The sequence below is a fragment of the Nocardia seriolae NBRC 15557 genome, assembly GCF_007990715.1.
Lineage (GTDB): Bacteria > Actinomycetota > Actinomycetes > Mycobacteriales > Mycobacteriaceae > Nocardia > Nocardia seriolae.
Map to the genome: position 1 here is coordinate 90,968 of NZ_BJWY01000003.1, position 21,737 is coordinate 112,704.

Annotated in this window: 17 protein-coding genes; 8 read left to right on the plus strand and 9 right to left on the minus strand. The window is 69.2% G+C overall.

Going from position 1 to position 21,737, the window contains the following annotated elements:
• Positions 1 to 4 precede the first annotated feature (4 nt).
• Both NS2_RS01545 and NS2_RS01550 read left to right on the plus strand, forming a co-directional pair.
• The gene (locus tag NS2_RS01545) at positions 5 to 1,036 is read left to right on the plus strand and encodes a ParB/RepB/Spo0J family partition protein (RefSeq protein ID WP_036548468.1); all 1,032 of its coding nucleotides are present in this window, start codon (positions 5 to 7) and stop codon (positions 1,034 to 1,036) included.
• A 160-nt stretch (positions 1,037 to 1,196) separates the two neighbouring features.
• Positions 1,197 to 1,916 carry a GNAT family N-acetyltransferase gene (locus NS2_RS01550; RefSeq protein WP_147207052.1) on the plus strand — a complete coding sequence of 240 codons (720 nt, stop codon included), beginning with the start codon at positions 1,197 to 1,199 and terminating at the stop codon, positions 1,914 to 1,916.
• Positions 1,917 to 1,983: 67 nt separating this feature from the next.
• Here the strand turns inward: NS2_RS01550 and NS2_RS01555 are convergent, their stop codons facing one another.
• The 8 genes from NS2_RS01555 to NS2_RS01590 form a co-directional block, all read right to left on the minus strand.
• A complete protein-coding gene (locus NS2_RS01555) occupies positions 1,984 to 3,174 on the minus strand; it encodes an N-acetylmuramoyl-L-alanine amidase (RefSeq protein ID WP_033085177.1) in 1,191 nt (396 codons plus the stop codon).
• 220 nt (positions 3,175 to 3,394) lie between these two features.
• The gene (gene trxA / locus NS2_RS01560) at positions 3,395 to 3,733 is read right to left on the minus strand and encodes a thioredoxin (RefSeq protein ID WP_033085176.1); all 339 of its coding nucleotides are present in this window, start codon (positions 3,731 to 3,733) and stop codon (positions 3,395 to 3,397) included.
• Positions 3,734 to 3,745: 12 nt separating this feature from the next.
• A complete protein-coding gene (trxB, locus tag NS2_RS01565; RefSeq protein WP_033085175.1) occupies positions 3,746 to 4,729 on the minus strand; it encodes a thioredoxin-disulfide reductase in 984 nt (327 codons plus the stop codon).
• Between the two features lie 108 nt (positions 4,730 to 4,837).
• A complete protein-coding gene (locus NS2_RS01570) occupies positions 4,838 to 5,734 on the minus strand; it encodes an RsmA family anti-sigma factor (RefSeq protein ID WP_036548462.1) in 897 nt (298 codons plus the stop codon).
• Positions 5,735 to 5,846: 112 nt separating this feature from the next.
• Complete coding sequence (gene sigM / locus NS2_RS01575) at positions 5,847 to 6,392, minus strand: RNA polymerase sigma factor SigM (RefSeq protein WP_033085174.1); 546 nt, start codon at positions 6,390 to 6,392, stop codon at positions 5,847 to 5,849.
• Positions 6,393 to 6,788: 396 nt separating this feature from the next.
• Positions 6,789 to 10,667: a murein biosynthesis integral membrane protein MurJ gene (murJ, locus tag NS2_RS01580; protein ID WP_071812438.1), complete on the minus strand. Its 3,879-nt coding sequence runs from the start codon at positions 10,665 to 10,667 to the stop codon at positions 6,789 to 6,791.
• A gap of 431 nt (positions 10,668 to 11,098) precedes the next feature.
• The gene (locus NS2_RS01585; protein ID WP_033085172.1) at positions 11,099 to 13,618 is read right to left on the minus strand and encodes a DUF6049 family protein; all 2,520 of its coding nucleotides are present in this window, start codon (positions 13,616 to 13,618) and stop codon (positions 11,099 to 11,101) included.
• Positions 13,615 to 14,193, minus strand: coding sequence for an NUDIX hydrolase (locus NS2_RS01590; protein WP_033085171.1), 579 nt, complete (start codon positions 14,191 to 14,193; stop codon positions 13,615 to 13,617). The genes NS2_RS01585 and NS2_RS01590 overlap by 4 nt, the downstream gene beginning before the upstream one ends.
• A 196-nt stretch (positions 14,194 to 14,389) precedes the next feature.
• On the opposite strand from NS2_RS01590, the gene NS2_RS01595 reads away from it, so the two are divergent.
• Positions 14,390 to 15,856, plus strand: a complete 1,467-nt coding sequence (locus NS2_RS01595; protein ID WP_045435922.1) for a CCA tRNA nucleotidyltransferase — start codon at positions 14,390 to 14,392, stop codon at positions 15,854 to 15,856.
• Positions 15,857 to 15,869: 13 nt separating this feature from the next.
• On the opposite strand, the gene NS2_RS01600 is transcribed toward NS2_RS01595, so the two are convergent.
• Positions 15,870 to 16,697, minus strand: coding sequence for a hypothetical protein (locus tag NS2_RS01600; RefSeq protein WP_033085169.1), 828 nt, complete (start codon positions 16,695 to 16,697; stop codon positions 15,870 to 15,872).
• Between the two features lie 140 nt (positions 16,698 to 16,837).
• On the opposite strand from NS2_RS01600, the gene NS2_RS37090 reads away from it, so the two are divergent.
• Genes NS2_RS37090 through NS2_RS01625 form a run of 5 tightly spaced genes read left to right on the plus strand, consistent with a single transcriptional unit; the run spans position 16,838 to position 21,598 of the window.
• Complete coding sequence (locus NS2_RS37090) at positions 16,838 to 17,251, plus strand: TOBE domain-containing protein (protein WP_033085168.1); 414 nt, start codon at positions 16,838 to 16,840, stop codon at positions 17,249 to 17,251.
• 20 nt (positions 17,252 to 17,271) lie between these two features.
• On the plus strand, positions 17,272 to 18,015 hold the full coding sequence (gene modA / locus NS2_RS01610; RefSeq protein ID WP_033085246.1) for a molybdate ABC transporter substrate-binding protein: 744 nt from the start codon (positions 17,272 to 17,274) through the stop codon (positions 18,013 to 18,015).
• Positions 18,015 to 18,812 carry an ABC transporter permease gene (locus tag NS2_RS01615; protein ID WP_045435925.1) on the plus strand — a complete coding sequence of 266 codons (798 nt, stop codon included), beginning with the start codon at positions 18,015 to 18,017 and terminating at the stop codon, positions 18,810 to 18,812. The genes modA and NS2_RS01615 overlap by 1 nt, the downstream gene beginning before the upstream one ends.
• A 10-nt stretch (positions 18,813 to 18,822) precedes the next feature.
• Positions 18,823 to 20,442, plus strand: a complete 1,620-nt coding sequence (locus tag NS2_RS01620; RefSeq protein ID WP_036550260.1) for a DUF885 domain-containing protein — start codon at positions 18,823 to 18,825, stop codon at positions 20,440 to 20,442.
• Complete coding sequence (locus NS2_RS01625; RefSeq protein WP_228102569.1) at positions 20,435 to 21,598, plus strand: sulfate/molybdate ABC transporter ATP-binding protein; 1,164 nt, start codon at positions 20,435 to 20,437, stop codon at positions 21,596 to 21,598. The genes NS2_RS01620 and NS2_RS01625 overlap by 8 nt, the downstream gene beginning before the upstream one ends.
• The last annotated feature ends 139 nt before the right edge of the window (positions 21,599 to 21,737 follow it).

Below are 21,737 nucleotides of genomic sequence, written 5' to 3' on the forward strand. Positions count from 1 at the left end.
GCCGATGAGTCAGGCGAAGAAGGGTGGACTGGGGCGCGGCCTCGCGGCATTGATCCCGACTGGTCCGGCAGCCACACCCGGCGGGCTCGGCAGTGCCGCCGCCAATGTCGTCATCGGTCTCGACCCGATCGGGCAGCAGTCCGCCGGGGCGGCGCATCTGCATCGGGTCCCCGATCCGGTAGATGCCCTCGACGCGACCACTGTCGGCTCCGCCGATGCGGGCGCGGTGTACCGGGAGATCCCGCCGGCGCAGATCGAGCCGAATCCGAAGCAGCCGCGCAGCGTCTTCGAGGAGGAGGCGCTCGCCGAACTGGTGCACTCCATCAAGGAATTCGGTCTGATGCAGCCCATCGTGGTGCGTCAGGTCGAGTCCGGTCCCCTCCCCCGCTATCAGCTCATCATGGGCGAGCGGCGCTGGCGGGCCAGCCAGGAGGCGGGCCTGGAGGCCATCCCGGCCATCGTGCGCGAGACCGCGGACGACTCCATGCTGCGGGACGCGTTGCTGGAGAACATCCATCGCGTGCAGCTGAATCCGCTCGAGGAGGCGGCCGCATATCAGCAGCTGCTCGAGGAGTTCGGCGTCACCCACGAGGAATTGGCCTCGCGCATCGGGCGCTCGCGTCCGGTCGTCACCAATATGATTCGGCTGCTGAAGCTTCCGATTCCGGTGCAGCGCCGGGTCGCCGCGGGCGTGCTGTCGGCCGGGCATGCCCGCGCCGTGCTCGCGCTGGAGGCCGGAGCCGATGCGCAGGAGGCGCTCGCGGCGCGCATTGTCGCGGAGGGCATGTCGGTCCGCGCGACCGAGGAAGCGGTGACGCTGGCCAACCGGAATCCGGACGCGGCCGCTCCCCCGGCGCCCAAGCGCAAGCCGATTCAGATGCCCGGTTTGCAGGATGTGGCGGAGCGGTTGTCGGAGTCCTTCGACACCCGCGTGACGGTCCAGCTCGGCAAGCGCAAGGGCAAGATCACTGTCGAGTTCGGCTCCATCGACGATCTGGAGCGCATCGTCAGTCTCATGGAGCAGTCCAAGCCCTAGAGTGGGTCCACTTCGAGGGTCGCAGTGGAAAAGTCACTGTGACGTTCGGGTTTATGGCCCTGGAGAGGCGTAAAGCGTTGATCGCTTATTCTTGCTGGCGAGCACTGTGTGATGCGGCGTGAGTGTGGATGAATCGGACAGCTGGAGGCTGAGCAGAGCGGTGTCGACCAGCGTGACCGCACTTACCCTCGGCGGACTCGACAAACTTCCGGTACATGCGCGGCGGTGCGTGTTCTGGGAGATCGATCCGGCGGTGGCGGCGGATTCCCATGACTTCAGCGACCCGGTCTTCGAAAAGGAGGCCTGGCTATCCACCGTGATGTTGCAGTGGGGCTCCTGCGGGCAGGTCGCCATGGTGGACGACAAATCGGCCGGGTGCGCGCTCTACGCGCCGCCCAGCGCGGTACCGCGGGCCGGACTGTTCCCCACCTCCCCCGTGAGCCCGGACGCGGTGCTGCTGACCACGCTGAGCGCCGAAACGCCCTTTGCCGGTAACGACATAGCCAATCAGCTGATTCAGGCCGTGGTGGCCGATCTGGTGCGGCGAGGCGTGCGGGCCATCGAGGCGTTCGGCATTCGCAAGGAACCGCCGACCAGTCCGATGCCCGCCGTCGGTTCCATGACGCTGCGCGAGCGGATCGGCACGCCCCTGCGCTCCCCCGCACCGGCGCCGTCCGGGTGCTCGCCGGAGAATTGCATGATCGAGGCCGACTTCCTGGAGGACGTCGGATTCAAGGTGGTCTCCTCGCATCATCGATTCCCGCGCCTGCGTCTGGAACTGGATCACGAGCACCTGTGGAAGGAAGATGTCGAGCGCGCGCTCGATCAGCTGCTCGCCGCGGCGGCGCTGACCATGCCGACTCGCATCGCCACCCGCTAGCTCCACTCCCTCGACGAAAAACCCCTCCGGCCCGAATGGGTCGGAGGGGTTTGTTTCATGTGAAACATCAGAGCCGATCGGCGGCGGCCAATTCCTCGGCGAGCAACTCGGCGAATGTGTAAGTCCCCGTGGGCTGGTCGTCCTGGCCCAGCAGATACAGCCGCTTCACCGAGATCAGGATGGCCTCGGCGATCACGTCGCGCATGCGCGGATTGGTCAGCACCGAGGAGTCGTAATCGTTGGTGAGGTAACCGATGTCGACCTGGACGGTGGGCATCTTGGTGAGCCGCAACAGGTCCCAGGTGCGGGCGTGGGTGCGGCAGTCCTGCAGGGAGGTCCGCGCCACGATCTCGCGCTGGATGAACCCGGCCAGCACCTGCCCGATCATGGAGGTCGAGCCGTGCGAATTGCCGAAGTGGAAGCTGGCGATGCCGCTGGCGGAACCGCTGTCATTGCTGGCGCAGCGCAGCGAGATCATCAGGTCGGCGTCGAAGGTGTTGGAGGTCTCGGCCCGCTCGGCGTCGGAGGGGTTGGCGCCCCACGGCCGGGACAGGAAGGTCTCCATACCCGTTGCGGCCATGCGCCCTTCGAGGCGGCTGGCCAGATCCCAGAGGATCTCCGACTCGTAGACGTCGCCGTACTCGGTGGGCACCGCGGAGCCCTTGTCCGGGCCGCCCAGGCCCGGATCGATGACGATGCGCTTGCCGGTGAGCTGCGGCCCGGCCCGGTGCACCACCTCTTCCTCGGCGATGCGGTGCGGGTTGCCGCCGGTGACGCGCGCGCCCAGCAGATCCAGCGAGCGCAGCGTGTCGGGACCGCAGATGCCGTCCGAGGACAGCCCGATCTCGCGCTGGAACGAGGTGAGCGCGTCGTGGGTGTGCGGGCCGAAATAGCCGTCCACCCGGTGCACGTAGAAGCCCAGATCCTGCAGTCGCCGCTGCAGGGTGGCGACATCGTCGCCGTACAGCGGCGCGGACAGCTGGTAGATGAGGGTGCGCGCACCCAGGCGGTAGCTGGCTTCCTTCAGCGCGCGGTAGGTGGCCGGACCGACCACGCCGTCGACCAGCAGACCGCGGTGCTGCTGAAAGGCACGCACCGCGGAGTCCAGCTGATGATCGAAGGTGGCGTCGGAATCCTTCCAGTACTCCCCCATCTGGGGGTCGCTGTTGGGATGGGAATGCAGGAACCCGAGGCTTGCCAGGGTGCTCCGAACCTCTGCTACGGCTGGTCCTGTATCGCCGTGACGAAGTCGGTGCATGCGTGAGAGCCCTTTCCTTCCGCCAACCCGGGTACCCACTCATGCGTCGGTTCACACCTACGCACGACCGGAGCGTCGAACGATTGTTTCAGACCCGGACCGATATTCGGCAACTGTCGAGTGCAGGCATCCTAACCCCGGTGCTGGGGTCAGGGGCCGAAGGCGGAAGCCTGCGTAACCACGTAGGCCCCCGCCAGCGCCGAAATTCTATCCAGCGTCGTTAAAGAACTTCTTGTAGTTCACGCAAGAGGGCCGCTTTGCCCTTTGCTCCGACGATCCGCTTGGTTTCCTTGCCCCCTTGGAACAGGACCATCGTAGGCAACGACAGGATGCCGTAGTGCTTCGAAGTCTCGGGGTTGTTGTCGGCGTCGAGCTTGGCGATGGTGATCTTGTCGCCATTGGCGGCGGCGATCTCCTCCAGCACGGGGGCGACCATCTTGCACGGGCCGCACCAGGCCGCCCAGAAGTCGACGAGAACGGGCTTCTCGCTGAGCAATACCTCGTCGGCGAAGGTGGCGTCGGTCACCGTCTTGGTGGCGCTGGTCTTGGCGTCGGACATGCCTAGCTCCTTTTAGTTGTTCACTTCGACCGGCTGACCGGCGTGATCGAGGGTGTTGGTGGTGATGTCACCCTGCTCGGCGAGCCAGCGCTCGGCGTCGATGGCCGCGCGGCAGCCGGTGCCCGCGGCGGTGATGGCCTGGCGGTAGGTGTGGTCGACCAGATCGCCGGCGGCGAAGACGCCCGGCACCGAGGTGTAGGTGCTCTGGCCCTTGACCTCCACGTAGCCCTCGCCGTCCAGATCGACCTGGCCGCGCACCAATTCGCTGCGCGGGTCGTGGCCGATGGCGACGAACAGGCCGGTGGCGGCCAGCTCGGAGGTCTCGCCGGTGCGGGTGTCACGGACGGTCAGGTGGGTGACACTCGTATCGCCGTGTACGCCAATGACTTCCGAGTTCAGCAGGAAGCGGATCTTGTCGTTGTTCTTGGCGCGCTCGAGCATGATGCGGGAGGCGCGGAACTCCTCGCGGCGATGGATGATGGTCACCGAGCTGGCGAACTTGGTGAGGAAGGTCGCCTCCTCCATGGCCGAGTCGCCGCCGCCGACCACCACGATGTCCTGGCCCTTGAAGAAGAAGCCGTCGCAGGTGGCACAGGCGCTGACGCCGCGGCCGAGCAGCTCCTGCTCGCCGGCGACGTTCAGGTAGCGGGCCGCGGAGCCCATGGCGAGGATCACGGCGTGGGCCAGGTGGACCTCGCCGCCCACGGTCACCTTCTTGATGGGACCGGACAGGTCGAGCTCGTCCACGTCCTCGGTGCGGATGTCGGTGCCGAAGCGCTTGGCCTGCTCCCGCATCTCCTCCATGAGGTCCGGGCCCATGATGCCCTCGCGGAAGCCCGGGAAGTTCTCCACCTCGGTGGTGGTCATGAGCGCGCCGCCGAACTGGGTGCCCTCGAAGAGGAGCGGTTCGAGTTCCGCGCGGGCGGCGTACACCGCAGCGGTGTAGCCGGCCGGACCGGAACCGACGATGATCAGGTCGCGAACAGGCGTGCTCAAGGGGCCCTCCGAAGCTGTGTGCAGACTGGCTCGATTTGTTCGAGCGTGAGCGTGTCGGTCAACAACAGCGTAAACGGTGTTGTTCCCGGGCCCCTTCGCCCTCGGACGTCAGCCGATATCGGCGCGTCCGAGCACCTGGGGATTGCCTGGGGCGCAGGCGGTTCCGAGGACGGCCGCGGTGATCTGCGGAGGTTTCGGTCCCGCCAGCAGGACCAGGACGCCGGGTGTGCCGGAGAACACTACGCTGCGCGAGCCGAGTATCGGGCGGTCCAGACCGGCTGCTTGTAGGCAGGCGGCCAGGGCGTTGCCGGTGGCGAGCGGGCCGGTGATGTCGTGGTGGCCCATGACGCTGAGCACGCTGGCCGGCGACAGGCTGGCGTCCAATTGGACGTCGGCCGTGGATTGGGCGGTGGGGGTCCTGGTGTGGCTGCTCAGGGCGTCCACGGCCACCACCGCGCCCGCTACCACCGCGGCTGCGGCCGCGGCGACGGTGAGCCAGCGCAGGCGGCGGGAGGGCCGCTCGTCGAGCCGGGAGGGCTCGGTGAGGTCGGCGTCCGGCTCGAGCTCCGGCACCGGTTCGAGGTCGGACTCGAGCTCGCGGGGGTCGAGGCGGCCGGTGTCGAAGATGGCGGAGCCGTTGAGGATCGGCATCGGCGCGGTGTTGGCCGGGGCCGGATGGGTGGAGCGGGTGACCGGTGGCGGCGCGACGGGGAGCCGCGTCACGGTGGCCAGTCGTTCGGGGTCGTCGGGGACGGCCAGGTCGGAAATCATGCGTTCGAGGCGGGCGGCCACCTCGGCGGGCATGGGGTGGGCGATGTGCTCGTCGCGGCCGAGGTCGCGCAGGCGCGCGTCGACGCGGTCGAGGGAGCTCAGATAGCGCATCGCCTCGGGGTCCTGTCTGACCACGGGCCAGAGCCGTTCGGATTCGTCCGGCGGCAGACTGCCGCCGTGCAGATCGGCGAGCAGTTCGGTGGAGAAGGGCGGCATGGGCAGCGTGCCCGCCATTGCTCCTCCTGTTTCCTCCATTGCCCCTCCAGGGCTTCGAGTGGGGATCGCAGACCTGTCTTTGTATCCGACGCAGCGGAACCGTACAAGGTTCCCTCGAAATCGCGCTGTTCTAGTTCATTTCACGCAGGTGTGCCTCGAGCCGACGCCGCCCGCGGGCACACCGGCTCTTGACCGTGCCCTCCGGAATTCCCAGCAGCACAGCGGCATCCGCGATGGAGTAGCCCTCCAGCTCCACCGCGACCAGGGCGGTGCGCTGGTCGGCGGGCAGCACGAACAGCGCCGCATCGACCAGCAGGGCGGCCTCGAGCGCCGCGAAATCGTCGCGGGGGCAGCGGGGTTCGTCCGCAGGGTGCTCGGACAGCGGTTCGGTGCGGCGCAGTTTGTTGCGGCGGATGCGGTCCAGGCAGGCGTTCACCACGATCCGGTGCAGCCAGCTGCGCACCTCCGCGTCACCCCGGTAGGCCCCGGTGCCCCGATGCGCCGAGAACAGCGCGTCCTGGAGCGAGTCGGCGGCGTCCTCGGGACCGTAGGAGGCGCGTAGCGCGGTCTGCCAGAGATGGTCGTAGTGGCGGCGGAGCAGTTCGGCGAAGGCGTACGGCGCGCCGCCGACGTGAGCGGCCAGCAGGTCGCGATCGCTGACCTGCCTCGCTGCCACGAGTTCGTTCGCTGACGACAATGCATCCCCTCAGACCGGCGGGCACGGCCTGAACACGGCCGAGCTTCACCGAGTTTTATGGCTGTCATCCGGGACCGCTGACGCACGACCTATGCCGGTGCCCGGGAGCTCCCCTTGCCGAGAGTACGCAAGATCATATCGAAGATAACGATTCGATAGCAACGAATCGAGAGAAAAAGTGCTGGTAGCGAGCGTTTGGTCCGAATCGCGCAATCTACTTGTGACCGGCGCTCAGAGGGCTCAACTCACGTGGTTCGCGGCCCGTCTCGTTCTGGACTGAGTGGAGCGGGGGAGCGAAGCGGAGGGAGGAGCGGAGGGAGGGAAGAACGAGACCTTCAGGGCCGCGAACCCGCCCGGAGCGAAGCGGAGGGCAAATTAAACACTGGCTTCGAAGTGGATTTCCGCGATCGAGGACTGGAACTGACCCCCGTTGTTGGCGAGCTGGGTGATCCAAATAAGTACGTACCGGGCGGGCTGGTCGGCCCGCACCGGGATCTCGGTGGTGCCGTCGCCGAGCACCGCCGACCCGATCAGCTGGGTCTGATCGAGGGTCGGCGAGGCGGTCGGCGAGCTGCGGATCTCGACCTGCGTTCCGGGCGAAGGCGATTCGATGATCACCTTGGTCAGCTTGCTGGGGCTGCCCAAGGTGGTCAGCACGCCCACGCCCTTCTTCAGGGCCGGGAACTGCTGGAAGTAGGCGTCGGTGCGCCAGGTGGTGGCCGGGTTGTTGTCCAGTACCGCCCCGACGCTGCCGACATTGTCCGGGGTGCCCTCCGGGGAGAACACCGTCGCGCCGGTGACCGGCACCGGCACGCCGCCGGTGGCCGGAGCCCCGGCGGGCGTCTGGGACGAGCCCGGGGTCGGCGGCGGCGTGGCCGAGGTGGTGAGGCCGATATTGCGCTGTTCGTTGAGCGGCGCATTGGACGAGCCGGGCGCGAAGACGCTGAGCAGCCACCAGATGATGACGCCGACCACCAGCGCGGCCAGCACGCCCAGACCGACCAGGATCCACATCATCCGCTGCGAGCGTTCCTTCTCGGCGGCGAGCAGTTCCGGATCGGCGAGCGTCTCGTCCGGTGCGCTGGGCGGCTTCTGGCCCAGTCTCAGCACCGGGATGAAGTCGGTCTTCTGGTCGACCACCGACGCCTGCTCCAGCACGTGCTGGACGGTGGCGGCGGTGCGCACGCCCTTGTTGGACTCCAGCGACCGCACCGCGACCGCGGAGATCTCGAAGGGCACCTCGGGCCGAATCGTCCTGGGCTCCACCGGGGTTCCGTCCGGCCCGAAATCGGCCGGCGGGAGTCCGCCCACGGTGGCCGCGGTGCCGGAGATGCCGGGGGTGCGGATGGGCCAGTGCGCGGTGATGAGCGCGTAGAGCATGGCGCCGAGACCACGCACATCGGACTGGGCGTCCGAGTCGGACAGCGTGCCGGGGAAGGCCAGCACGGCGTCGCCGGAGGCGCTGATGCGCACCCGATCCGGATGGTCGATGGACAGCGAACCGCCACCGCGATGCGCCATTTCGGCCGCCGCGGCCAGCGCCCGGATGGCCCGGGCCGCGCCGATCGGCGAGGGCACGGTCTCGGCCATCTCCTTGAGCGAGCGACCGGGCGTCCATTCGGCCACCACGATGCCGCCGGAGGAACCGCGCACCACGTCCAGCACGCGGGCCAGGCCGGGCGAGTTGATCCGGCCCAGGCGCAGCGTGCGGGACAGAATGGCCTGCGGCCCATCGTGTCCGGAGTTGTCGGTGGCCTGCTGGTCGGCGTCCACGAAGGTGAGCGCGACCTCGCGGTCGAGTTTCACATCCAGCGCCTGCCAGAACTTGAGTCCGCGCGCGCCGCCGTGACCGGCCAGCAGCCGGTACCGGCCGCCCGCCACGGACGCGCCGGGGGTCAGCTTGGGGCCGCGCTGGATGCGCTTGCTCGGCGATTCCACCCGCATGGGCGGCATCTGCGGCGAGACGGCCTCGTACACACCGGTTTCGGGACCGGGATGGTCCCCTTCCTCCGGTAGGTTGTCGGGTTCCGCCTGGTCGCCGCCGCCGGTGCGGGCCTGGGATTCGGGGCGCGCCCCGGATTCCGCACGGCCACCGGACTTTCCGCCGGACTTGCCGGGTGGAGGGGTGTCCGTGGAGAGCCCGCCGCCCGCGGCCGTCGTTGATTCGGCGGCCGGGACACCGCCCGCCGCGTCGTCGCTCACCCTGGTTCCTCCTTCGCCGTGGTGTGTCGAAGACCGATGTGTCGGACCCGGAACCGCCGCGCCGGTATCCGAAGTGGTGCGGATGCCGGAGTCCGGCCTGCCGCGGGGGCTGTCCGCGGGCACGCCGGATCGGGCAGTTGCGTTTGCCTGCGGAACAGGGTACGGGAACTCGCCCGTGCCGGTGATGTCAACCGCATCGGGCCGGATGACGGGCAGCACCATGGTCTGCGCGTCGAGGTACGGGTCGAAGCGGTAGTAGTACGGCGCGGCGCGCAGATCCGGCTTGGGCAGCAGCGTGGTCTCGTGGATGTCCTCGAGCGGCGTGCCGTCGAGGTCGAGATCCGGTGCGGGCGGCGTGATGCCGAGCCGCCGCGAGATGGCCACGGTGATGGCAACGATCTCGGGGATGCCGAGCAGGCGCATCAGGCCGAAGGCCACGCCGAACATGACGATCGCGGTGAGACCGACCCGGACCAGCGAGCCGACGCCGCCGAAGGAGTCGGTAAGCCGTTGCAGCCGCAGCACTTTGTCCACGATGAGCATGACCGCGCCGCCGGCCAGCGAGGTCAGCACGACCCGGGTGATGGTGCGCCCGACATTGGTCATGTGCAGATCGCCCAGGCTGCGGTGCAGCAGCCAGCCGCCGATGATGGCTCCCGCCAGGAAGCCGAGGCCGTTGGCGACGCCGAGCGCGATGACCACGTGCCGGTCGTCGACGACGTAGGGCGCGAGCGCGGACAGCACGATCTTGACGCTGGTGATGCCGAGGATGATCCAGGTCGGCGTCCAGGCCTGTTCACGCGCGTAGAACACGCGCAGGTGAATCAGCACCAGCGCGTACGGGATCAGCGTGAAGGCCGACCACGACACGGCCTCGCCGAGCCGTCCGGCGTCGCCGCCGAAACGGCCGTATCCGTAGAGGGCAGTGCCGATCTGGGGCCCGGCGAAGGTCAGGAAGGTGACGATCGGGACCAGCGCGATCATGGTGAGTCGCGTCGCCGCGCCGAGATCGTCGACCACGGCGGGCGTGTCGTCGGCGGCGGCATTGCGGCTCAGCCGCGGCATGATCGCGGTCAGCAGCGTCACACCGATCACGCCGTACGGCAATTGCAGCAGCAGCCAGGCATTTTGGTAGATGGCCGGGCCGCCGACATCGGCGTGCGAGGAGATGCGGGTGGCGAAGGTCCAGCCGAGCTGGCTGATGAAGACATAGAGCAGGATGGCCGCGCCCATGCCCGCGAACTGCTTGAGCCGCGCGTCCACTCCCCACAGTGGCCGCAGATCGATGCCCGCCCGGCGGATGGCCGGCACCAGGCTCGCCATCTGCACGATGACGCCGAGCGTGACGCCGATGCCGAGCAGCAGCAGCTTCGGTTCGCCCATGCGAACCGGGTCCAGGGTGATCTCGCCCGGTGTCAGCGCGTAGAGGCCGAGCACCACCAGCACCACCAGGTTGTTCAGCACCGGTGCCCACGCGCCGGGCCGGAATATCTGATGGGTGTTGAGGATCGCCATCAGCAACGCCGACAGGCCGTAGAACAGCAGCGCCGGCAGCAGCAGATAGGTGAGTGCCGTGGTGAGACCGGTGTTGACCTTGCCGTCGTTGGAGAGGAAGACGTGCGTGGTCAGCACGGGCGCCAGCGCGGTGGTGACGATCGTGCCGGTGGCCAGGATGGTGAAGGCCGCGGTGACGAGTTGCCGCACGAAGGCCGCGCCCCCGTCGGCGTCCTCCTTCTCCGCGCGCACCAGGGTGGGCACCACGATGGCGGTGAGTACCGCGCCGAGCAGCAGCTCGGAGATCATGGTCGGAATGGTGCTGGCGACGGTGAAGGCCGAGGCGATGGCCGGGCCCAGCACGGTCAGCAGCATCAGCTGCTTGGCGAATCCGGTGATGCGGCTGATCAGAGTCGCGATGGCGATCGATCCGGAGTCGCGGACCAGCCGGGCGTTGGAGCTTTCGGCCTTCTCCTCGACCCGCTGCCCGACCGGCGTTCCACGTGAAACCACTTGGCGCTGCTGGCCGCTCGGCGGGCCCGGGCGCGGGTTCGACATCGGGGGTGTCGGATAGCGCTGGGGGCCGGGGGCGGGTTGGCGATTGCCCTCATTGCCCGGGTGACCCCAGTGGTAGCGCTCTTCGGCCGGAACGCGCCCGGCCGCAGCGGGATCGGGGCGGCCCTGCGGCTGCCGGGGCCGGTGCATGATGGGCCCGGATTCGGGTCCGGGCGGCACCGGGCGCGGACGGCCCTGACCGCCTTGCGGATTCGGTCCCCCGTACTGGTTCGGCGGCACTTGCCGCTGTGCTCCGGAGGGCGGCGGACCCTGCGGCGGTACCCGGTATTGCTGGCCCGAGGCGGGCCCCTGCGGTCCGCGCGGTCCGGGTCGAGGCGGGACGCCGCGTTCCCAAGGTGCCGAGGGCGCGCGCCGCGGCGGCGGCCCGTCGGGTCCCTCTGGTCGGCCGGATGAGCGCGGCCCGCCGTACTCGCTCACCGTGACTCCTGTCGTTTCAAATCCCGCTTACCCGCGCGCCCCTGCTGTGTGCCCGGATCGAACCCTTCGTCGGCCGGGTCCGGCTTCCCGCGGAAGCGGTGCCACAGTCGGCGACCGACCAGCAGGAGCAACAGCGCACAGGCGCACGCGGTAATTATTGCCAACACCTGACCGTAAGCGTTGGACCGCACCGATACCGATACCGCATTGCCGAGCGGCACCCCGTCGGGTGTGGTAAGCGCGATGGGAATGACCAGGTTTCGGCTGTCGGAGACCTCGGTGGGGATCTGGAAGGACCGATTTCCCTTGGCGGGCAGCTGCTGTTCGCCGATATCGGTGATGTTCGTCTCGGCCGGCTGGTCGATCTTGAACTTCACCCGGATGGCCACCGGCAGGTCGTTGCGGGCCACCAGCAGCAGCGGACTCTGTTCGGAGGCCAGGGTGTAGACGCCGCCCGGCGGCAGCACCGTGACCGATCCGAACAGGTTGTCCATGGTTTTGGTGGTCTGGTCCAGCCGGCGCTGGGCACTGGTGTCCGCGGCCGCGGTGGACGCCCAGCGATCCGAGAGCGACAGCACCCGGATCAGGTCGTCGCGCAGCGGGGTGAGGAAGGCGCGCGGGCTGAGTTCCTGCTGCGGCACGTCCACCAGCGCGCTCATCAGTTCGGTGATGCGCTGGGCCTGCTGGCGCACCGGTTCGGCGAAGTGCGCGGGCACCGCCTCGTCGGCCGCGTCGGCGAGGTAGTCGAGTTCGTAGGGCTGGGAATCCGGCTGCTGCGCAACCAGTTCGGTGAAGGGCCGCGCGGTGGCGAGATTGTTGTGCAGCAGCAGGTCCAGCTGGGTGAGCACGGCGGAGGCCTCGTCGCGATTGGCTCCCCACTGCTGCGGCGGCACGAGCAGCGCCGAGCGGGCCCGTCCGGGTTGCGGATTCAGCGCGGTCCAGGCGATCGCGCCCAGCGCGTCCTGCAACCGGGCGGCGCGGGAGTCGACGGTGACGTCGTAGCGGACCTTGTCCGGGGTGAAAGGCGGTGTGGGCGGATTGGATCCGATGGCGGCCAGCGCGGTCGCGGCCCAGATGTCGAAGGTGGTGGCACGCAGCGCGGCGGGCGCGGGCGGCGGTGGCGTGCCCGCGGCGGGCGGCACGGTGACGTCGGCGAGGTTCACCACGTCCGGTGTCCCCGGCTCGGTACCTCCGGCGGGTGCGCCGGGGGTCTTGGCGGCGGTGAGGTTGCTCCGGCCGTCGACCGGTGCGACCGCGTTGTCGGCGAGCACGGTGCCGGTGAATCCGTGGTGCGCGAACAGGGTGGCCGCCTCGGTGTCCACCGCGCCCGCGTCCGGAATGGCCACGCCGCGCACCGATTTCACCGAGAGCAGGTTGTCCACCAGGTCGGCGGGTGCGTTGAGCGCCCGGTCGGCCAGGGTGACGTCGCCCGCGGCGGCCAGGGCGGTGGCGTCGACCTGCGCGAACGGCAGTGCCACCACGCACATTCCGGGCGCCAGCGCGCGCAGTCGTTCCAGCCATGCCTTGGCGGCGTGGCTGCCGCTCCCGGCGCGGGTGGGCCCTTCCGGATCCGACGGGCTGGCCAGCACCAGGTAGTCCCTGGTCATATCGGACACGGTGAGCAGCAGGTCGGGGTCGACGGCCAGACAGATGGCGTTGATCAGCCCGCGGTCGCGGCCGCTGTCGGGTTTGACCACGCTCTCCAGCGCCGAGAGCAGTTGGTCGAGTCGTCCGCCCTGGGCCAGCGAGGCGGCCAGGTCGTCATCGGTGAGCAGGGCCGGGCCGTCGGGCGAGCCGGGGCGTCCGGCCACCAGGCGGGGGCGGTCGGCCAGCGGCCACAGCATGGTGGTGGCCACCGGCGCGGCGTCGGCGGGCGGGGCGACCGGATGTTTGGGGTCGCCGCCGGGCACGCCGAGCACGGGCAGCAGGAAGCGGGCGTCGTCGAGGCGGGCCTGGCCGCCGTAGGCGGGCTGGCCGTTCACATTGAGCAGCAAGGGGTAGACGCCCGGCGCGGTGATGTCGACCGACGAGATCCCGCTGGGCAGTTCGGTTCCGGAGTGCAGGGCGACGGTGAGGCTGAACTGCTTGCGCTGCCCGGAGGTCAATCGGTCGGCGACATCCTGGAATTCGCCGTTGATGTCGTAGTTGATCTGGTCCAGGCGCAGCGTGGAGCGCAGTCCGCTCGGACTGGTGACCGCGGCGCCGCGCTGGATGCGGACGCTGACCTCGTCGACGGGCCGGTCGCCGATATTGGTGACGGTCCCGGACACCACGAAATACGGATCACTGGTGGCGGTGATGGCGGTGGGCGTGACCGAATCCAGCGACAGTTTCAGGAATTTCGGCCCGCTGGGCTGGCCGTTGCCATTGCCGCTCCCATTGCCGTTGCCGCTGCCGGTGGGTTCGGCGGCGGCAACGGGCGTGCCGATCCCGGGTCCGATTCCCAGTGTCGTGAGCACCGCCAGCATTACCGCGACGAGTGAAAGCAGCGTGCGCTGCGATCCCGCACGCGTCATTGTCTGCCGTTCTCCATCCGGTCGATCAGCCGGTTGGCGACCTCGGCCAGCCTGCGCTCGTCAGCGTAGGCGAGCCGGGAGTCTAGTTCGCTCAAGGGAACCCAGGCCACCTTGGTGACCTCGACATCGGCGTCGGAGAGCTCACCGCCCAGGCAGCGCATCAGATAGTGGTGCACGGTCTTGTGTACCCGCCGGCCCTCGGTGACGAACCAGTAGTCGATGCTGCCGAGTTCGGCGACCACGGTGCCGTGGATGCCGGTCTCCTCCTGCACTTCGCGAATGGCGGTCTGCTCGGCGGTCTCGCCCTCTTCGATGTGGCCCTTGGGCAGCGACCAGAGCAAACGTCCACGCCGGTCGGTTCGTCCGATGAGGGCGGCGCAGCGCTTCTCGCTGGGACCGTCGAGGCCGTCGACCACGAGTCCGCCCGCGGAGGTTTCGCGCACGGTGCGCATGCGGGGTTTCCGCTCCGCCTCCCCGCGCTTCGCACCGGTGGATTTCGCCGCTGCCGCATTACCGGCCGAACCACGCCGCCGGGGCTGGCGGCGTCGACTGTTCGCGCGATCGGCCGGGGACACTGCGCCAGTCTATAGGGGACGGCCCGGGTGACCGCCCCACCGCGGTGGCTCCCATATATACGGAGGTCTCGTAGCAGGTAGACACCCGTCGCGGCGCGGCACGCCGGATGGGCTCCGGTGCGGTGCTCGTCTCGGCCGAGGTGCCGGGCGGACGCTTTTCGGAGATCGCACCCCCGAGCGACTAAGCTGCGTCTTCGTGGTTTCGCCGAAGTCCGAGGAAGTAGCCGTGGAGGATCGCCGTACCCGCCTGCTGGCGGCGGCCGCGATAACCCTGGGGCGGTACTCGGATGTGCTGACCCCGCTGGGTGAACTGTTCGCCCAGCACGGGCATCAGCTGTATCTGGTCGGCGGCAGTGTCCGCGACGCGGTGCTGGGTCGGCTCGGCACGGATCTGGATTTCACCACCGATGCCCGCCCGGAGGTCGTGCAGGAGCTGATGCGCGGCTGGGCCGATCAGCTGTGGGACACCGGCGGCCTGGCCTTCGGCACGGTCAGCGCGGCCAAGGCCGGGCAGCAGGTCGAGATCACCACCTTCCGTTCCGATTCCTACGATCGCGTCTCGCGCAATCCCGAGGTCACCTTCGGCGACACCCTCGAGGGTGATCTGGTGCGCCGTGACTTCACCGTCAACGCCATGGCGGTCCGCATCGGCGAACTGGGCGAACTGGAGTTCGTCGATCCCCTCGACGGCCTGTCCGCCCTGCTGGACGGGGTGCTGGATACCCCTGCGCTGCCGCATGATTCGTTCCACGACGACCCGCTGCGCATGCTGCGCGCCGCGCGCTTCGTCTCGCAGCTGGGTTTCGAGCTGGCGCCGCGGGTGCGGGAGGCGATCATCGGCATGGTCTCCGAGATCGATCGCATCACCGCCGAGCGGGTGCACACCGAGCTGGACAAGCTGATCGGCGGCGAGTATCCGACCGAGGGCATCGACATCATGGTCGAGACCGGTTTGGCCGAGCGGGTGCTGCCCGAGGTTCCGGCCATGCAGTTGGAGATCGACGAGCACCATCAGCACAAGGACGTCTACCAGCATTCGCTGACCGTGCTGCGCCAGGCCATCGATCAGGAGCAGGGCGATCCGGACCTGGTGCTGCGCTGGGCCGCGCTGCTGCACGACATCGGCAAGCCGCCCACCAAGCGCAATGAGCCCGGCGGCGGCGTCAGCTTCCACCACCACGAGGTGGTGGGCGCGAAGATGGTGCGAAAGCGGCTGCGCGCCTTGAAGTATCCCAAGCAGTTCACCGAGGATGTGGCGCGGCTGGTGTACCTGCACCTGCGCTTCCACGGCTACGGCAAGGGCCAGTGGACCGATTCCGCGGTGCGCCGCTACGTGACCGACGGCGGCGAGCTGCTGCCCCGCCTGCACAAGCTGGTCCGCGCGGACTGCACGACCCGCAACAAGCGCCGCGCCGCGCTGCTGCGCTCCACCTACGACGATCTCGAGGTTCGCATCGAGCGGCTGGCCGAGCAGGAGGATCTGGCGCGGGTGCGCCCGGATCTGGACGGCAACGCCATCATGGAACTCCTCGACCTGCAACCGGGTCCGGATGTCGGCAGGGCGTGGCGCTTCCTGAAGGAGCTGCGCCTGGACCGCGGGCCGATGAGTCGCGACGAGGCCGAGGCCGCGCTGCTCGAATGGTGGCCGACCCAGAAGTCCTAGGCCGGGTATCCGCTCAGAAAATAATGAGCGTCGTCCCGGCGACGATGGCCGAGCGCATCTGAGCCAGGTCGAACGAGCCGGTGACCGCCGGTAGGTCGGCGCTGAAAATCACTTGGTCGCCGACTCTTTCGGCGCGGCTGATGCGTGCCTTGCTGGGCAGGCCGGTCAGGGGGATCGGGTTCAGCGTGGTGAATCGCTTGGGCGCGCGCACTTTTCGCCAGTGCGCGCGATGCACGGTTATCGACAGCACGTTGTCGGTGATCTCGGCCGCGGCCAGCGCCCGGATGCGCCGACGGCGGTGCTTGGCGAGGACCAGCCCGTCCTCGGCCGGTTCCAGCTCCCAGTCGGGCTGCCAGCTGTTGATCCATTCCAGCAGTGCGGCAACCGATATCACGCCGTTGAGGTCGAGCTGCGCGGCGCGCACCTTGGTGGGCACGCCGGGGATGAGTCGCACGCCGTGTGCGATGACGGTCAATTCCTCGATCGGATGCCGATTCCAATACAGCCCGGTCAGTACGGTTTTGGTCTGGAAGTGCGCCCCACGCCGGCGCACCTTCAGCGTTTGCAGGGTGGCCCGCAGGTCGTGGCCGAGCAGCGTGGCGCTGACCTCCTGCCCGCCGAACCGGCTGAGAATCCCCTCCGACAGCAGCGTCATCAGCACATCGGGCATCAGCGCGGTGACTGTCCCGGCTCCGAAGTCGGCGGCTGGTTCGCGCCAGGCGGAGGTGAAACTCGTCCACTGATCCAGCCAGCTCTGGTCGAACAAGCGTCTTCCGAGGTCCATGCCCAGGTCGACCGCGCGCAGAGGTGACCAGGCCTTCGGATCGAAATACGTGGCCATGATTGCTTCGAGCGTACTGGGCGACGGTGCCCGCGCCAGCGTCGAAAAAGTGAACAGGAACACTATTCCGGCGGGTGCGTTCCGCATCCACGGATATATACGATTCGTGGTTCCGCATCTGCGGATTTATCCTGCTATCCATGCCCGAAATTCGGATTCGTGACGCGGCCCGGCTGCTGGGTGTCAGCGATGACACCGTGCGCCGCTGGATCGACAGCGGCACCCTGTCGGCGCGCAAGGACGAATCCGGTCGCCTGGTGGTGGACGGCGAGCAGCTGGCGGCCCTGGCCGTCGAGCAGGCCCGCACTCCGCAGACCCGGATGGGTAGTGCCAGTTCGGCACGCAATCGGTTTCCGGGACTGGTCACCAGGGTGGTGGCCGATACCGTGATGGCACAGGTGGAGATGCAATGCGGACCATTCACAGTCGTTTCGCTGATGAGCAGCGAGTCGGTGCGCGAGCGGGGCTTGCAACCGGGCAGCGTGGCGTGGGCCAGCGTGAAGGCCACCACGGTGGTGGTCGAGACGGCGGCCGAAACCGGTGGCACCGCCTAGGTTCCAAGTCCGGCGCGGCGCTGGCCGCGACCGCGGTACTGGGCGCGGGCCTGCTGTCGGGCTGTGGTTCGTCCTCGACCAGCGGTGACACCAAGACGATCACGGTGTTCGCCGCCGCCTCGCTCAAGCAGGTGTTCACCCAGCTGGGCACCCGGTACGAGAGCGCGCACCCCGGCACCAAGGTGACTTTCTCGTTCGCGGGTTCCTCGGATCTGGTGGCGCAGTTGAACAATGGCGCGCCCGCCGACGTCTTCGCCGCCGCCGACCAGGCGAATATGGACAAGGCGGTGAAGGGCGGTCGCATCACCGACAAGCCGCAGGTCTTCGCCACCAATACGCTGACCATTGTGACGCCGCCGGGCAATCCGGCGCACATCGACTCGCTGGCGGACCTGTCGAAGTCCGGTCTGCGGCTGGTGGTGTGCGCGCCGCAGGTGCCGTGCGGTTCGGCCACCAAGAAGGTGACTTCCGATGCCGGAGTGTCGATCTCGCCGGTGAGCGAGGAGTCCTCGGTGACCGACGTGCTGGCCAAGGTCACCTCGGGTCAGGCCGATGCCGGTCTGGTCTACGTGACCGACGCGACCGGTGCGGGCAACAAGGTGACCACGGTGAACTTCCCGGAGTCCGCCAAGGCCGTGAACTCCTACCCCATTGCCGCCGTGGCCGATTCGAAGAACTCCGGTGCCGCGAAGGACTTCGTCGCCCTGGTCACCGGCCCGGACGGTCAGCAGGCGTTGCGGCAGGCCGGTTTCGGGAAGCCCTGATGAAACCACCGGTCTGGCTGCTGCTGCCGGCGGCCATCGGCTTCGCGCTGGTGGCCGGACCGCTGGTGGCGCTGACCGGGGCGGTGGACCGGTCGCACTTCTTCGGCCTGATCACCTCCGAATCCTCGCGGGTGGCACTGGAATTGAGCCTGCGCACCTCGCTCGCCGCCGCCGCGCTGTGTGTCCTGATGGGCGTGCCCATGGCGGCGGTGCTGGCCCGCTCGAACTGGCGGATCATGCCGGCGCTGCGGGCATTGGTCCTGCTGCCCTTGGTATTACCGCCCGTGGTGGGCGGTTTGGCGCTGCTGTACCTGTTCGGCCGCCACGGTTTGATCGGCCGGGAGCTGGAGTCGATGGGCATCCGGATCGCGTTCAGCACCACGGCCGTGGTGCTGGCCCAGACCTTCGTGGCCCTGCCCTTCCTGGTGATCACGTTGGAAGGCGCGATGCGCACCGCGGGCGATCGCTACGAGCGGATCGCCGCGACCCTGGGCGCGCGTCCGTCGATCGTGTGGTGGCGGGTGACGCTGCCGCTGCTGCGCCCCGCGCTGGTGTCGGGGACCGTCCTGGCCTTCGCGCGAGCGCTCGGCGAGTTCGGCGCGACGCTCACCTTCGCGGGCAGTCTGCAGGGGAGGACACGCACCCTGCCCCTGGAGATCTATCTGCAACGCGAGTCCGATCCCGATGCGGCGGTGGCGCTTTCGCTGTTGCTGGTGCTGGTGGCGGCCGTGATCGTGCTGGTCGCCCATCGCCGGCCGGGTATCACGGCGGACCGGGTGCCCGCCGGTGCGAGCTAGCGTGGCTGACATGTCGTCGATTTTCGTGCCCCGCGCGCAGCGCATCGTCGATGCGCTGCTGACCGCCGATCCGCACCTGGCCGCCTCGGTCGGCGACCACCGGGCCGACGATCGGCTCCCGGACTGGTCGCGGGCCGCGGTGCGGGGCCGGGTCGCCATGCTGCGGGAGGCCTCGCACGCCCTGGCCGAGATCGATGACGAGGACCTCGACGCCGCCGACCGCGTCGACCTGGCCCTGCTGCAACAGCGGGTCGACGGCATGCTGTTCGAGCTCGTCGATGTGCGCGAGCACGAGTGGAATCCCTTGCCGCACAATCCCGGACCGCTGCTGTACCACCTGCTGGCGCGCCCGTTCACGCCCGCCGAGGTGCGGCTGGAGGCGCTGCGCGCCCGGCTCGGGGCCCTGCCCGACGCGCTGGCCACGGCCCGCGCGGTGCTCGGCGACGCGCCGCGCGTGCACGTGCAGACCGCGATCGGGCAGTTCGGCGGGGTGGCGGCGCTGGTGCGCGAGCAGGTTCCGGCGTTGGCGGCCGAGGTGCCCGGGTTCGATATCGAACCGGCCGTGGCCGCGGCGATCTCGGCGCTGACCGAGTTCACCGCGTGGCTCACCGAGCGCCTGGACGGATCGGACCGCGATCCGCGGCTGGGCCGCCGGTTGTGGGAGGCCAAGCTGTGGCACACCCTCGACACCAATCTGAGCTCGCGCGAGATCCTGGAGCGCGCCCAGCGCCATCTGGATCAGCTGACCGGTGAAATCCGGTCCGCCGCAGGCGAATTCCTCGGTGTCGCGCATCCGGACGACGAGACCGTGCGCAAGGCCATGGACCGGTTGTCGGCCGAGCATCCCGCGAACGACACCGTGGTCGGTGTCGCCGCGGACGCGCTGGCGGAGGCCACCGCCTTCGTCCGGGCCCACGATCTGGTGGGCCTGGTCGAGGATCCGCTGGTGATCCAGGAGATGCCGGAGTTCGCGCGCGGTGTCGCCATCGCCTACTGCGATCCGGTCGGCCCGCTCGAAACCGCCGAGCTGCCGACGTTCTTCGCCATCGCGCCCACCCCGGCCGACTGGGCCGCCGACCGCGTCACCTCGTTCTACCGCGAATACAACAACCACATGATGCGGAATCTGACCGTGCACGAGGCCGTGCCCGGCCACCATCTGCAACTGGCCCGGGCCCGCCGCTACCGCGGTGCCACCCCGACCCGCGCCCTGTGCCGGAGCGGCACCTTCATCGAGGGCTGGGCCGTCTACACCGAGAAGCTCATGGCCGACACCGGTTTCGGTGGCCTCCCGGTGCGCCTGCAACAGCTGAAGTCCCACCTCCGCATGACCGTCAACGCCATCCTCGACCAGTCCGTGCACTGCGACGGCATGACCAAGGCCGAGGCCATGCGCCTCATGCTGGAGCGCGGCTTCCAGGAGGAGGGCGAGGCCGCGGGCAAGTGGCGGCGCACCCTGCTCAGCTCCACCCAGCTGTCCACCTATTTCGTCGGCTACACCGAGGTCGCCGCCCTCGCCGCCGCCCGCCCGGTCGTCACCCCGCCCCGCGAATGGCACGATGCCATGCTCGCCCACGGCTCCCCCGCCCCTCGCCACCTGCGCACCCTGCTCGGAGTCGACGATGGCTGAACCGGTGTCGGCGATGGCCGCGGGCGGCCTGCGGGTGGCGGCCGCGCTGGCCGATCGCGATCTCGAGCTGGAGCTGGAGGTTCCGGTCGGCGAGGTGCTCGCGGTGCTCGGACCGAACGGCGCGGGCAAGTCGAGTCTGCTGGATGTGGTTGCGGGCCTGGTGGTTCCGGATCGCGGCGAGGTGCGGCTGGGCGACCGGGTGCTGACCGATACCGCGCAGGGCATTGCGGTGCCGCCGCATCAGCGGGCGGTGTCGCTGCTGGCGCAGGACGCGCTGCTGTTTCCGCACCTGTCGGTCGAGGCGAATGTGGCGTTCGGGCCGCGCAGCCGGGGTGTGCGGGGCCGGGCGGCGACGCGGCTGGCACGGGATTGGCTGCGGGCCGTGGATGCCGAGCGGTTCGCGAACCGGTCGCCGGGTTCCCTGTCCGGTGGCCAGGCCCAGCGGGTGGCGCTGGCCCGGGCACTGGCGGTGCATCCGCGGGTGCTGCTGCTGGACGAGCCCATGGCCGCGCTGGATGTGACCGCGGCTCCGGCCATGCGGGCGCTGTTGCGCCGGGTACTGCGGGAGAACATCGCGGACAATGCGCCGGAACAGCTTGCGCCGCTGCCCGATTCACGTCCGGTCGCGACCGTCCTGGTCACCCACGACATCATCGACGCCGTCACCCTGGCGGATCGGGTCGCGGTGATCGAGGCCGGGCGGGTCATCGAATCCGGGCCGGTGGCAATGGTGCTGGCGCGCCCGCGCAGCCGGTTCGCCGCGCGGATCGCCGGGGTGAACCTGATCCTGGGTAGCGCGGTGAGCGGCGGCAGTGCCGGATTGGGTGCGGTGAGCGACGGCGCGGTGGAGGTCTTCGGCAGATCCGAGGCCGACTGGCCGACCGGTGGCCGGGCGGCGGCGGTGTTCTCGCCGGTGGCCGTGGCGGTGCACCTCGCGCATCCGGAGGGCAGCCCCCGCAATGTGTTCCGGGTGCGAGTGGCCGAGCTCGAGGATCGGGGCGGTCTGGTGCGGGTGCGCGCGGCGGACGGCCCGGGGGCGGCCGCGGGCCTGGCCGCGGATCTGACTCCCGCCGCCGTGGCCCAACTGGGGGTGGCCCCCGGTATGGAGGTGTATTTCGCGGTGAAGGCCACCGAGGTCGACGTCTACCCCTATTGATCATGGTGTCGTTCTTGGCCGTGGGCCGGAGGGGGACCATGGAAAGTGACACCGCATCCGTGTGATCCATGACACAGTTTTCGGCGTGAGATTCTTGTCGGCGGATGCGGGCGCGCCCACAATCGGATCACGAACGACG